The sequence below is a fragment of the Streptomyces sp. CB02923 genome (assembly GCF_001905005.1).
Lineage (GTDB): Bacteria > Actinomycetota > Actinomycetes > Streptomycetales > Streptomycetaceae > Streptomyces.
In genome coordinates this window covers 1109010-1121462 of sequence record NZ_LWKZ01000024.1, presented here as the reverse complement: position 1 = coordinate 1121462, position 12453 = coordinate 1109010, and the positions used below count along the sequence as shown (strand labels likewise).

11 protein-coding genes are annotated in these 12453 nt (G+C 73.0%); 2 read left to right on the top strand and 9 right to left on the bottom strand.

The genetic code is table 11. From position 1 onward, the window contains the following. Nucleotide 1 precedes the first annotated feature (1 nt). Nucleotides 2–1072, top strand: a complete 1071-nt coding sequence (locus A6A06_RS28040) for a LysR family transcriptional regulator (RefSeq protein ID WP_079194381.1) — start codon at nucleotides 2–4, stop codon at nucleotides 1070–1072. A 259-nt stretch (nucleotides 1073–1331) separates the two neighbouring features. On the opposite strand, the gene A6A06_RS28035 is transcribed toward A6A06_RS28040, so the two are convergent. The 9 genes from A6A06_RS28035 to A6A06_RS28000 all read right to left on the bottom strand — a co-directional run bounded on the left by A6A06_RS28035 (nucleotide 1332) and on the right by A6A06_RS28000 (nucleotide 11070). Next, nucleotides 1332–1589: a hypothetical protein gene (locus A6A06_RS28035; protein ID WP_073764418.1), complete on the bottom strand. Its 258-nt coding sequence runs from the start codon at nucleotides 1587–1589 to the stop codon at nucleotides 1332–1334. Then, on the bottom strand, nucleotides 1586–1744 hold the full coding sequence (locus A6A06_RS42160) for a hypothetical protein (protein ID WP_199931198.1): 159 nt from the start codon (nucleotides 1742–1744) through the stop codon (nucleotides 1586–1588). The genes A6A06_RS28035 and A6A06_RS42160 overlap by 4 nt, the downstream gene beginning before the upstream one ends. A gap of 62 nt (nucleotides 1745–1806) precedes the next feature. Further along, nucleotides 1807–3465, bottom strand: coding sequence for an MFS transporter (locus A6A06_RS28030; RefSeq protein ID WP_073764416.1), 1659 nt, complete (start codon nucleotides 3463–3465; stop codon nucleotides 1807–1809). Between the two features lie 311 nt (nucleotides 3466–3776). Next, nucleotides 3777–4844 carry a carboxymuconolactone decarboxylase family protein gene (locus A6A06_RS28025; RefSeq protein ID WP_073764414.1) on the bottom strand — a complete coding sequence of 356 codons (1068 nt, stop codon included), beginning with the start codon at nucleotides 4842–4844 and terminating at the stop codon, nucleotides 3777–3779. 33 nt (nucleotides 4845–4877) lie between these two features. Further along, nucleotides 4878–6539, bottom strand: a complete 1662-nt coding sequence (locus tag A6A06_RS28020) for an FAD-dependent oxidoreductase (protein ID WP_073764412.1) — start codon at nucleotides 6537–6539, stop codon at nucleotides 4878–4880. After that, nucleotides 6536–7105, bottom strand: a complete 570-nt coding sequence (locus tag A6A06_RS28015; RefSeq protein WP_073764411.1) for a DUF5987 family protein — start codon at nucleotides 7103–7105, stop codon at nucleotides 6536–6538. The genes A6A06_RS28020 and A6A06_RS28015 overlap by 4 nt, the downstream gene beginning before the upstream one ends. A gap of 536 nt (nucleotides 7106–7641) precedes the next feature. Further along, entirely contained in the window at nucleotides 7642–8910 is a 1269-nt protein-coding gene (locus A6A06_RS28010; RefSeq protein WP_073764763.1) for a cytochrome P450, read from the bottom strand. A 95-nt stretch (nucleotides 8911–9005) separates the two neighbouring features. Further along, nucleotides 9006–9986: a DUF1702 family protein gene (locus A6A06_RS28005; protein WP_073764410.1), complete on the bottom strand. Its 981-nt coding sequence runs from the start codon at nucleotides 9984–9986 to the stop codon at nucleotides 9006–9008. Between the two features lie 67 nt (nucleotides 9987–10053). Further along, entirely contained in the window at nucleotides 10054–11070 is a 1017-nt protein-coding gene (locus A6A06_RS28000; protein ID WP_073764409.1) for a DUF1702 family protein, read from the bottom strand. Between the two features lie 178 nt (nucleotides 11071–11248). On the opposite strand from A6A06_RS28000, the gene A6A06_RS27995 reads away from it, so the two are divergent. Continuing rightward, the gene (locus A6A06_RS27995; protein ID WP_073764408.1) at nucleotides 11249–12055 is read left to right on the top strand and encodes a TIGR03084 family metal-binding protein; all 807 of its coding nucleotides are present in this window, start codon (nucleotides 11249–11251) and stop codon (nucleotides 12053–12055) included. Nucleotides 12056–12453: the final 398 nt, after the last annotated feature.

Here is a 12453-nt window from a genome sequence, read left to right as displayed (position 1 = left end):
CATGGAAGCTCGGCATCTGCGGTACGCGCTCGCTCTCGCCGAGCACGCGCACTTCGGACGGGCGGCCGGGGCCCTGGGGATCGCGCAGCCTCCGCTGTCCAAGCAGATCGCCGACCTTGAGCACGAGGTCGGCGCCCGGCTGTTCGACCGCACGCGCCGGGGCGTGTTCCCGACGGCCGCGGGCGAGGCGTTCCTTGCCAGGGCGCGCCGGGCGCTCGACGAGATGACGGCGGCCGTGGCCGACGCGGGCCGGGCCGCGCGTGGTGAAACGGGCCGCCTGCGCCTGGGGTTCATCGCCTCGGCGCTGCTCGAACCTCTGCCGGCCGTGCTGGGCCGGTTCGGCCGCGAGCGGCCCGACGTGCGGCTGGAACTGCACGAGATGGCGACCAGCCGCAGCACCGCCGCCCTCGTCAACGGCGAACTGGACGTGGCGGTCACCCTCGGGTACCCGCGAGGCGCCGGAGTCGAGCACCTCGTGTCCGTACCGATCGGACACGATCACCTGGTCGCTGTCGTGAGCACCGTGCACCCCTACGCGGGGCGCCCGTCGGTCAGTGTGGACCAACTGCGGCAGCAGCCGCTGATCGTGGCATCCGGCGCGGACGAGCCCACCATCTCCGCCGCGCTGCGCATGCTGCTCGGCGAGGATTCCACGGCTCTCTGCGAGGCGACGGTCGCGAGGGACATCCACACGATCACCGGCCTCGCCGCCTCCGGCGTGGGCGTCGGCCTGGGCCCGTCCCGCATGGCATCGGCCCCGCGCCCGGGGACGTGGTTCTGCGAAGTGACGCCCCGTACGCCGCTGCCCGATCTCGTCCTGTCCTTCGCCGCCCGGGAACGGTCTCCGGTGCTCAGCGCCTTTCTCGACCTCATCCGGGGGATGTGTGCCGATGTCGGTGCCGCACTGGACCACCGGCTCGGCCCGCGCCGGCATGAGGCAGTACGCCGGAGCGGTGACCGGAGCGGAGGCGGAAGCGGTGACCGGAGCAGTGATTCGCCCGAGATTTCCAGTGCGCGTCAGCCGCTTCGCCGTCGCCCTCCGCCCGCCCCACATGACGCAGCACGGTCTTGAACTCGCCGCTTTCGACGAGCCCGTCGATGACCCGGCTCATCGACGCTATTCCGGCATCGCGCACGACAAGGCCGTCCCAGCACCAGAAGTAGCTGCCGTTCAGCGATTCGCCCGTCTCCCGGTGCCGTTCCATGGTGCGGCGTACGTCGTCGAGGGCGTACACGGTCCCGGACCTCACCGTACGCGCCCACCGATACCGATGCCTCAAAGCCGGTACCCCTCGAAGCCGGTCCCGCTCGAAGCCGGCTCCGCTCAGAGGTCAGGAGACGATGTGCCAGCTCAAGGTGTGGTCCATGGAGCCGATGGCTGCCAGGACGAGGAGGTCCGTGAGTCCGAGGGCGAGGCCCAGGGCGGCCAGGAGCGGGCGGTGGGTGTGGCGGGTCAGTGACAGGGAGGCCAGGGTGATGGCCCAGGGGCCCAGGAGGAGGTTGAACACCAAGAGGCCGGTCATGCCCAGGATGAAGGAGGCGGCGGCCGCGTCGTCGCCCCGGTGGCGGGTGGAAGGGTCTACGGTCATCGCCGGTACCGCTTCATCCGGTGTTCTCTGGTGGCGAAGGCGAGCAGGACCGTGCTGATCGCCGCTCCGGCCGCGATGGCGACGGGGACGGAGAGGTGCGCGACGGTGCCGATCAGGATGCCGGAGAGCAGGATGATCAGGTCGAGCAGGAGCATACGCGCGTCCTTTCCCCGGGGAGCCGGGTGCGGCGTGGGAGGATCGTGGGTTTCCGGGCCCGTCAGCGTGGGGAGGCCGAGGAGTTGGTGCCCTCGTCCAGGAGCGTGTCGCTGATCTCCTCCAGTTCGCGGTTCTTCGTCTCGGGGGCGAGGCGGACGAGGGCGAGTGCCGCGGCGAGCAGCGGTACCGCTCCGATCAGGGCCGTCGAGGCGATGGAGGGTACGGTCGCGGCGGCGACCGTGAGTGCGAGGATCAGTACGCCTCCCACCTTCGTCATCCCGGCCGCCAGGCCCGTGCCGCGCGAGCGCACCACCGTCGGGTAGACCTCCGCCGCGTACCCCATGACGGCGGCAGCCACCGAGCTGATTCCGGACAACGGGACGACCAGCAGCAGGGACAGCAGCAGCTCACGGTGGGCCAGCGCGTCACCGGCGATCACGAACCCGAACAGGGTCACACTCGTGAGGCCACTGAGCGTGACGAGTGTCCGGCGGCTGCCGAGCGCTCCGTACATCCAGGCGGTCAGGACGGTGAGGGGCAGGCCGAGGAGCGCCGCGTTGCGCACCACGTACGCCGAGTTGACGCCCGACAAGCCCATCCGTTCCAGGTTGGTGGGCACCCATTGCTGGAACCCGTACGTCGTCAGGCCGACCCCGATGCCGAGCAGGGTGATGGTCAGCGTCGGCCCGGCGAGACCGCGGCGCAGCAGGGTGCGGAAACCGTGCGGGGTGTCCGATGCGGGCGCGGTGCGCGGCGCGTTCTTCTCGTGGACGACCGCGGCTCCGTAACGGGCCATCACCGCCTCCGCCTCCGCCTGCCGTCCCCGCGCCAGGAGGTACCGCGGTGACTCCGGTATCCAGCGGTTCAGCGCGAGGAACAGCAGGCCGGTGGGGAGCCCTATCAGCCAGAGGATCCGCCAGCTGAACGTCGGTGTGAGCTCCGCGGCGAGCCAGCTGGTGATGACGTACGCCCCGGCGATGTCGCCTCCGACCAGCACCATCAGCCAGCCGCGGTGGCGGGCCGGGATGGTCTCCGCCAGCAGGGTGAAGGTGATCGGCAGCATGCCGCCGGCCCCCATGCCCATCACCAGGCACATGATGATGTTCCAGGTGAAGCTCGGCATGGTGCCGCAGATCGAGGTGGTCACGAACAGCATCCCGGCGAACAGAATCGATGCCCGCCGTCCGATGCGGTCGCCGAGCCAGCCCCACATCCACGACCCCAGTACCGTTCCGGTGATTCCGGAGAGGGGCAGCCAGGCGACGCTGATGTTCCCGTCGGGATGCGCGGGGGAGCGCAGCCCGTACTCCTCTGCCGCGCCGGAGGCGACGAACGCCAGCGAGGTGGGCTTCATGACGTCGATGGTCACCGCGACGGCCATGACGATCAGCAGCAGGATGTGGGGGAGGCGGATCGGCGCGTCGTCCAGGGCCCGGACACGGATGCTGTCGGCGGCCTCCCGGATCTGCCGGCTGCGCTGGGGGAGCAGTCCGTAGAGCGTCACGATCAGGCCGACGCCGATCAGCGCCATCCCGAAGATCATCGCGGGGTCGGGGCGCATCCCGGCGAGGTGGTAGTGCATGTGCCGGGCGCCGAAGTACATCGGGAGGTGGAGGACGACGCCCGCGGTGCAGATCGCCGTGCCGAGCCAGAAGGCGACCGGGCGCTGGAATCCGCGGGGCGCGTCCGTGCGGGTGGCGGTGGAGGAATGAAGGGGCATGGCAGCCTTCCGTCTCGCGGGCCGGGGGAGGAACCGAGGGGAGTCGGCGCGGTCACGACATCGTGGGCGTGTGCGCCCGCCGGATCCTTCTCGCAACGTGCTCGACCGCCCGGCGGCGGTCCGGGCGCGGTACGCCGGGGTCGCGGCGCCGTCGGCCGCCGGGCCGCGGAACCGGTGGTGATCCACCGTGCCGGGCGGGCCGCGGCAGGGCGGCGGAGGCCGGGAGCAGGGCCGAGGACGATCAGGACACCGGCCGGGCACGGGGCGCGCGGGCCGGGGGCGTGGAACGGTGATGCGGCCGGGTGCCGCCGTCACGGGGTAGGGGAGCGGGGCGTGGTGTGGTCCACGGGTGGTGCGAGCCGGGCGCCGGCCCGGCGTGCGGCGGTGAACGCGGCCCAGGCGACCAGGGCGACGAGCTCACGGTCCCCGTACCCGGCCCGGCGCAGCGGGGTCACCGTACGCTCGTCCACCCGGTACGAGGCGAGGGCGGTGAGGAGGGCGAGGCGGCCGGAGGGCCGGTCCTCCGGGGGCAGGCGGGCCAGGGCCTCGTCGAGCCAGCTGAAGCCAAGGTCCGCGGGCGCGCCGTCCCAGCTGCCGATACGGTCGTGGACCAGGACGCGGACCGGTTCGGTGACGGCGCCGTCGGCCGCGTCCTCGATCGCGGCGGCGGCGCGGGCGAGCGCTCCGGCCACGGTGGGTGTCGGGGCCGCCCAGGCGAGGTCGTCGGGGAGCGGGGCCGCGGGCAGCAGGTCCAGGGAGCGCCCGGGTTCGCGGTGGCCGCCCGCCCGGGCGCGTAGGAACCGGCCCAGTACCAGGCGGCTCGCCCGCCGGGCCGGTTCCGGTGCCGAGGACGGTACCGGGGGTTCTCCGAGGAAGACGTTGACGACGCGGTTGAGGTAGTGGAAGGTGACCGCCACGCCGACGGCTTCCGGCACCTGGGCGGAAGGGACCGGGACGTGCCAGGGCGGGGCCGGGTCGCCTGCCCGGGCGGGAGGTCCGCCCGGCCCGGTGCGCGAGCGGCCGATTGCGGCGCCCCCGGTGCCGCCGGCAAGCAGTCCGTGGAGTGTCGCGCCGTGCACCTCGGCGCAGTACGGGCAGCGGTTGGCCTCCGAGACAGCCGTGGCGACGGCCTCCTTGTCCGCGCGCGCCATGCGTCCGGTGGCGATCAGCGTCTCACGGAGCATCAGCCAGACGGCGGCCAGCAGGCGGGGGTCGGGCGAGTGGAGGGCGACGGGGGGCGCGAGGAGCCCGAAGTCGCGCTCCGTCGCGTCGTACACCGCGGCCACCAGCCCGTCCGCGGACGCGGGCGGAACGGGGGACACATGACGTACCCGCGACAGGGGCGCGCGCAAAGCTCGGCGCACGAGCACGTTCGTCATCGGTCGGTCTCCTTGCCGAGGGGCGGAACAGGCCTAACCACGTGTCAGGTAGGGGAGTTGGCGGCGGGTGCCGCGGTGTGCCGAGCCGTCGCCGTCGGGTGTCGGCGCGCCGTAGGTGACGGCCACGCCACGCTCCCGGGCCGCCTCGACGATGCCGGGGACCGCGCGTTCGGCGAGGGCGGAGATGGTGAGCGCGGGGTTCACGGTGAGCGCGCCGGGGACGGCCGATCCGTCGGTGACGAAGATCCCCGGGTGGCCGCGGAGTTCGTGGCGGTCGTCCAGCGCCGAGGTGTGCGGATCGTCCCCGATGCGGCAGGAGGCGAGGGGGTGGACGGTGTAGGCACCGACGACGTCGTTGGTCCACGGCATCACGCGGGAGAGGCCGTCGCGTTCCAGGATGTCCTTGACCGCCGCGTCCGATTCCGCCCAGCCCCGCAGGGTGTTGGCGCTGGGCCGGTACTCGATGGGGCCGCGGCCGAGCATCTGCTGGGAGATGCGGGTGGCGTTGCCGGTGGGCGGTGGCGGTCCGAAGACGCCCTCGTTGTCGTCCTCGACCATGGTGAAGATCGTCAGCCAGGAACGCCACCGGCTGACGAGGTCCTTCTTCCCGGCGCCGAACCAGGCGGGGCGCGACACGCCGGGAACCTGGGCGAGGATGGTGCCGAAACCGGGCGGGAAGTACAGCTGCTCCAGCGAGAAGCGCGAGTGCTCCGGAAGACTCGCGTCGAGGTTGTCCCAGCTGGCGACGACGGGGCCCTTGCCGATCTGGTTGGCGAGGTACGCGGTGCCGTCCCCGCGGTCCAGGCCGAGCAGCTCGCGGGCCTTGTCCTCGTCGACGACCGCGGTGTTGAGGCGTTCGCCGTTGCCGGAGAAGTAGCGGCCGACGGCGTGCGGCATGGTGCCGAGTCCGGCGGCGGAGCGCTGCAGGATCACCGGTGTCGCTCCGGCACCCGCGGCCATGACCACGATCTTGGCGTCTATGGTGCCGCTGCCGGTGTGCACGCGGTAGTCGGTGTCGTCGATGGTGGTGTAGTGGACGCGGTAGCCGCCGTCGTCGGTACGGGTGAGCTGCTGCACCTCGTGCAGCGGGCGGATCTCGGCGCCGTGCGCACGGGCGGCCGGCAGGTAGTTCAGGAGCAGTGACCGCTTGGCGTCGAACCGGCAGCCGGCCATCATCCAGTTGCAGTTGGTGCACTTGGTGTTGTCGACGGCGGTGGGGACGGGGTTGGCGGTACGGCCGGCGTGGTCGCAGGCCGCGGCGAACAGGCCGCCGGCGTAGCTGACGTCGCCCCAGTCCTGGGTGGTGACGGGCAGGGCGTCGCTGACCACGTCGTACCACGGGTCCAGGGAGTCCCGGTCGATGGCGGCGGGCCACATGCGGCGGCCGATCGAGCCGGTGCGCCGGAAGACGAACCGCGGGGCGCGGGGCATGGCGGCGAAGTAGACCACGCTGCCGCCGCCGACGCAGTTGCCGCCGAGCAGGCTCATGCCGTCGCCGACGACGAAGTCGAAGATCCGGGTGTAGGAGGAGCCGAGGAGGAAGTCGTGCTCAAAGTCCCGTGACTCCAGCCAGGGGCCGCGCTCCAGGATCGTCACCTTCGCCCCGCCCGCGGCGAGGTGGTAGGCGGTGATCGCGCCGCCGAATCCGCTGCCCACGACGAGGACGTCGGTGCGCTCGCTGGTCGAGGTGCTCATGCCAGGCTCCCGGAGGGTGCGGTGTCGGGGTGGACGCGGGCCAGGGGGCGGCCGTAGGAGAAGGCGGGGAATCTCCACAGTCCGTCGCTGTCCGGGTCGGCGAAGCCCATGGCCTTGAGCCCCGGGTGCCCGGCTTCGAGCGCGTCGGTGGTGTGCAGGTGGGCCCCGGTGTCGTAGGCCATGTTGCTGAACAGGGCCAGCAGCACCCACAGGTCGCGCTCCGGGTGGCCGGGGGCGACGAGCGCGGCGACGAGTGCGGTGCGGTCGCTGAACGGGAGGGCGACGAACGGGGGCACGGTGGGGTCGGGGGGCAGGGCGTGCCGGGCGGCATGGGCCTCGGCGTGCTCGTCGAGCAGGCGGGCGTACTCGTCGAGGGAGTCGGCGATCCCGGTGGCGGGAGTTTCGAGAAGCGCGAGGGCTCCGGCCGCGACGGCACCGGGTCCGGGCGCGGCACCGGCGACGGCGCGATCGTCGGGAGAACGCCGCTCGCCCGGGACGATGGTGTCGGCGAACGCTTCGAGGGTGAGAGACCGGTTCGCGGTGCTGTCCGGCCGGGGGGCTCCCATGGCTGCCCTGCCTTTCACGTCGAGGACTGGACTGATCATTCGTGGACATCGGCGGGCTGCGGCCTTGGGCGGCTGCCCGGGCGTGGCCGTGTGCGGACCACTTGGGCGGTACGACTGCGGCCGGTACCGGGGTTATGCGTTCGGGGGCGTACCAGGGCCCGGAATCATGCGTTCCGGGGCCTACGGCAGCGCGGTCGGACCGGCTGATTTCGGTGGCCGTCCCGCAGCCGCGTGACGCCGGCAGGCCCGCCTTCCGCCGCGCGCATCGGCTACACGATCAGGAAACGGCCGGAAATCACGTAAATCATCCGGCCTCGGATGGAGCTGAGCATCTCCGGTGTTGCTGCCGTCGGCACGTGGACGGGCGTACGCCTTCAGAACGTGTGCCCGACGCTCCGCGTGACGTGATCCGGAAATCCCGGCTCGCGCCGACGAACACGGCGGCACGCCACGCACGACGTCTCCACGTCATCGCGCGTGCGTCGGGCGGCGGCCGGTGTGGCGGGACCGCTGCCCCGCCTCACCGGCCGCGAGGGTCACGGAACGCGGTGCACCGTCACCGGCAGCCCGCCACGGAGGCCGAGCGAGAGCTTCGGCTCCGGCCGCACCTGATAGCCCGGCAGCTTCTCCAGGCGCAGCTCACGGCAGAGCAGCGCAACGGTGAACACCGCCTCCATCATGCCGAGACTGCTCCCCACGCACACCCGGGGCCCGGCACCGAAGGGGAGGTGAGCGTAGCGGGGACGGCCGGCCCGGTGCTCGGGCGCGAACCGCTCCGGCAGGAACTGCTCCGGCGCCTCCCAGAACCCCGGATGACGGTGCAGGGTGTACGGGCAGATCAGCACGTCGGCCCCGGCCGGTACCCGGTGACCGCAGACCTCGTCGTCCGCCAGCGCCTGCCTCGGCAGGATCCACACCGGCGGGTACAGCCGCATCGCCTCCTCGACGGCCAGCGCCGTGAACCGCAGCCGCACGAGGTCCCCGTACTCCGGAAGCCGGTGCTCGCCGAGCACGTCCAGGGCCTCGCCGCGCAGCCGCTCCCGTACTTCCGGGTGCCGGTCGATCAGATAGCAGGTCCAGCCCAGCGTCGAGGCGGTGGTTTCGTGCCCGGCCAGCAGCAGGGTGATCAACTCGTCCCGCAGCCGTCGTTCCCTGGTCCGCGGGCGGGCCTCCTCGCGCACCGAAACGACCAGCCGGGACAGCGCGTCGTCGCCCTCCACGATCCCGCCGCGCGCGGTACGGTCCCGCGCCAGTTGCCCGACGACCTGCTGCAGGCGGGCCCGGGCCCGCCGGAACCGGAGCTGTCCGGGGAGCGGGACCCACGTCGGCACCGCACTCATCGTGACCATCTCGAACATGGCCTGGTCCTGCACCACCTCGAAGGCGTGGCCGAGGTCCGAGAACGCCCCGAGGTCGCTGTCGAGCAGGGAGCGGCCGAGTACGCCGAGCGTCAGGCCGGTCAGCTCCCGCGTCAGGTCCACCGGGCCGCGGCCCGCGTGAGCGCGCAGCCGGGCGACCAGCCCGGCCGCCTCCTCGGCCACCACGGGAGCCTGCCGGGCGATCCGGCCGTGGTGGAACGCGGGCTGCACCACCTTGCGCTGGCGCCGCCACAGCTCGCCCTCACTGGTCAGCAGGCCGTCGCCGAGGGCGCGCTTGGCCTGGGTCAGACCGATGCCCTTGCGGTAGTTGGCGGCGTTGTCGGTGAGAACGTGCTTGGCGTGATCGGGGTGGTTGAAGACATACAGCGTCTTCGGACCGAGCGGGATCCGCACCGCGTCGCCGTATCCGGCAGCGGCCCTCATCATCGCGAGCCGGTCTCCGGCCAGCTGCCGCAGCAGGGAGGGCAGGGCGCGCAGCGGCGGGGAAGCGTAGCCGCGCGGTGCCGTACGGGGCGTCACGGTCACCGGGGCCCCGTCCCGATGCCGGTGATCCGTTCGGCGATGGCGTTACGCCACTCCTCGTACGCCGGCAGCGGCCCCGCAGCCGCTTCCTCCGGGCGGACCTCCCGCGTGACGGCGGCGGCCTCTTCGGGTTCCATTCCGCAGAACACCCGGGTGGCCGGCGCGGTGTGCGGCACGTACAGGCCGGCCCGCAGCCGGGCCTCCGCGGCGAAGGCGCTGCCCTGGGCGAGGGCGCCGCGGTGCTCACCGGCCCGGTCCCGCAGAACCGTCAGCTCGGCGCTGTCGCACCCGCCCGCGTAGGTCGCGGCGAGCCCCGCGCCGCCGTAGAGGTCGTCGTGGCGGGACGCGGGGAACTTCTCGACGGTGGTGGCGACCAGGTCGGGGTCGGTCCCGCAGACGAACCACAGTGCCCGGCCGATGCCCTGGTCGATGGCGTTGCCGGTGTAGTCCGGATGGTCGTGCGCGGGCCAGGGGAAACGGGGGCCGCGGTACTGCCGCCGCACGTAGCGTTCGGTGTGGAAGTACGCCTGGTGGAAGCCGTACCCGTCCAGCACCAGCCAGCGCAGCAGCGGGTCCAGGGCGTCCACATCGGCCCACAGGCGGCGCGGCAGCCGGCCCATGGACCAGCCGACACCGACGTAGATCATGTACTGGTGGGCGGCGCCCCGCCCGGCGAGCAGCCGGTCCACGTGGCCGCGGCCCAGGCCGGGCAGGGCGTCGCGCATTGCCGCGCCCATGCCCGCGCCCTCGTAGGCGAAGCCGCGAAACCGCTCCGGGATCGCCTCCAGATCGCGTTCGGCCTCGTCGGCGGTGCTCGCGGCCACGGCGTGCCCGTAGCCTTCCAGGAAGCGTGCCCCGATGGTCTCCAGCAGCCGCTGGGCGTCGGGCGACTTACGGTGGAAGCCGCGGGTCTCCAGCAGGGTCTGTGTGACGCTCGGCGTCAGCAGCCTGCTTCGCAGTCGGCCCAGTGCGCTCGGCATGTGCGTCCCCAATCTCCGTGGGTCGTCCCCGGGTTTCCCCCGGAATCCATCGGTCGTCGGTGCGGGCTCACGGGCCATCGGCCCGCTGGTCCGCCGGGCCGGGAGCGCCCGGCGTGAGGCGGGCGCGGATCGCACGCCGCCAGTGCTCATAGGCGGGTACCGGCCCGGCGACGGGGTCCCGGACCGCGCACGAGTCGGCGAGGGTGACCGCGCCCGGCACCGAGAGCCCCGTCAGGACCCGGGCCGCGACAGTGGTGTGCGGTGGCACGAAGCCGGCCAGGTCGCGGGCGCGGACGGCGAAGACCGCCCCCTGGCCCAACTCCGCCCGGTGCTCCCCGGCGACCCGCAGCAGCGTCTCGAAGGTGTCGGCCCCGCAGCCGCCAGCGAAGGCCGCGGCGAGCCCGACCCCGCTCCACAGGTCCGGCCGCCGTCGCGCGGCGAAGGCGCGGACGGCGGTGTCGATCCGCTCGGGGCGGGCGCCGTGGATGAACCAGAGGGCGCGGCCGATGCCCTGGTCGACGGCGCGCGGGAAGTAGCCGGGCGCGCCCAGCCACGGGTACGCGGGCGGGATCCGCTGCTCGTCGACCCAGCGCCGGGTATGGAAGTAGGCGAGGTCGAAACCGTAACCGTCCACCGCGAGCCAGCTCATGACGGGGTGCCAGGGCTGGCCGGGCAGGTCGGGGAGCACTTTCTTCCACAGCACTCTCGGCAGCCGGGCCATGGCGAAGCCCATGCCGATGTAGGCGAGCAGCACGTGGGGCCGGCCGGGGCCCTGGAGCAGCTCGCGGGTGCGGCTGCCGTGGCCCGGACGGGCTGTGTCCAGCACCGTGCACGCCATGGTGGCGCCCTCGTAGGCGAAACCACGCTGCTCGGCGTCGATCAGCTCCAGACGGTGGGTCAGCTCCGGCAGGCCGCCGGCCTCCATGGCCCACTCGAAACCGCAGACGACGGCGCGGGGTACGGCCTGCAGAGCGTCGGCGGGACTGTTCGCGGGCAGCGGCGGGAAGCCGCGCCGAGCGAAGGAGACCTCGTCGAGCGGCGGCGCGAACAGCGTCCGGCGCAGCGAGCGCAGGGCCCTCGCCATGTGTCCTCCCCTGTGTGTCGGTGGCTGGTTCATCGTGCGGCGGCACGTCGGAGGTCCGCTTCTCCCCGGTTGCGCAGCGGCGGTTGGTGCGCCGGAGGACAGCATGGCGGGAGAAGTGTCGGACGGGGCAGGCCAGCAGACTGACGGGAGGAAGTGCATCCGACCGGAAGGCAGCGCCATGGGGCCGCAACGTGACGTGTTCGACGACCTGGTCCTGGAGGGGGCGTGGGTCGACGGGCTGGTGGACGGGCTGGACGACTCCCAGTGGGAGACCGGGACCCCGGCCCCCGGGTGGACCGTCGCGCACCAGATCGCGCACCTGACGATGGTCTTCTCGCTGGCCGAGAAGGCCGCGGCGGCACCGCGGGCGTTCGGAGCCGTCATCGGCGGCCTGAAGGGCTCCTTCGACGACGCCGTCCAGGCGGGCCTGCTGCCGTACCTGGGCAACGGCAACGCGAAGCTGCTCGACCAGTGGCGCGCGCAGCGCGCGGCGACGGAACGGGCGCTGTCCGCCCTGCCGCCCGAAAGGATCGTCCCCTGGCTGGTACGGCCGATCCCGGCCGGCGTCCTCGCCGCGGCCGGGATGATGGAGCTGTTCGCCCACGGCCAGGACGTCGCCGACGCTCGCGGTAGGGCCCCGGAAAGGACGGACCGGATCCGGCACGTCGCCGGTTTCGTGGCACTGACCTGGGACTTCGGGTACCGGTCGCGGGATCTTCCGGTGCCGGAGCGGGGCCTGCGGTTCGAGGTGACCGGGCCGTCCGGAGCCGAGTGGGTGTTCGGAGAGCCGGAGGCGGACGCGTGCGTCTCGGGGCCCGCGGTCGACCTCTGCCTGCTGGCCACGCGCCGCCGCCACCGCGACGATCTCGCGCTCAGCGCGTCGGGCCCGGTGGCGGACCAGTGGCTGAACATCGCACAGGCGTACCGCGGGTCGGCGGGACCGGGACGCAAGCCCGGCCAGTTCACGCAACGCGCCCGCGGCTGAGCGGGGCCGGTGTTCTCATGGGGGTGCCTGCGGAGGGACCCGTCCGACGGGCGGGACTTCGCGGGCATTCCCGCGGTCTTGTGGGGCAGCGGCCCGGTGGGGGACGGCGGGACGGCGGCAGGTGGGCCCGGGGCTCGGATGGAGGCGCGGGGGCGGTAGTGGGGGGCGGATGGAAGCGCGGACGGTCCAGCGGTCAGGGGACTGTGAGTTACGTGGTCCTTCGACGCGGCGCCGACGTCGGAGCTGCGGGTGTTGTGCTCGTCCAACGCCCGCGCCGACGTGGTGGTCTGCGAGTACGGTGATTGTCCAACGTCCGCGCGGTGTCGGGCCTGTGAGAGGCGGGACGCCATGTCGGCGTCGGTGCTGCGACGGCCGTGAATCCCCGCCCGAGGCGCGTG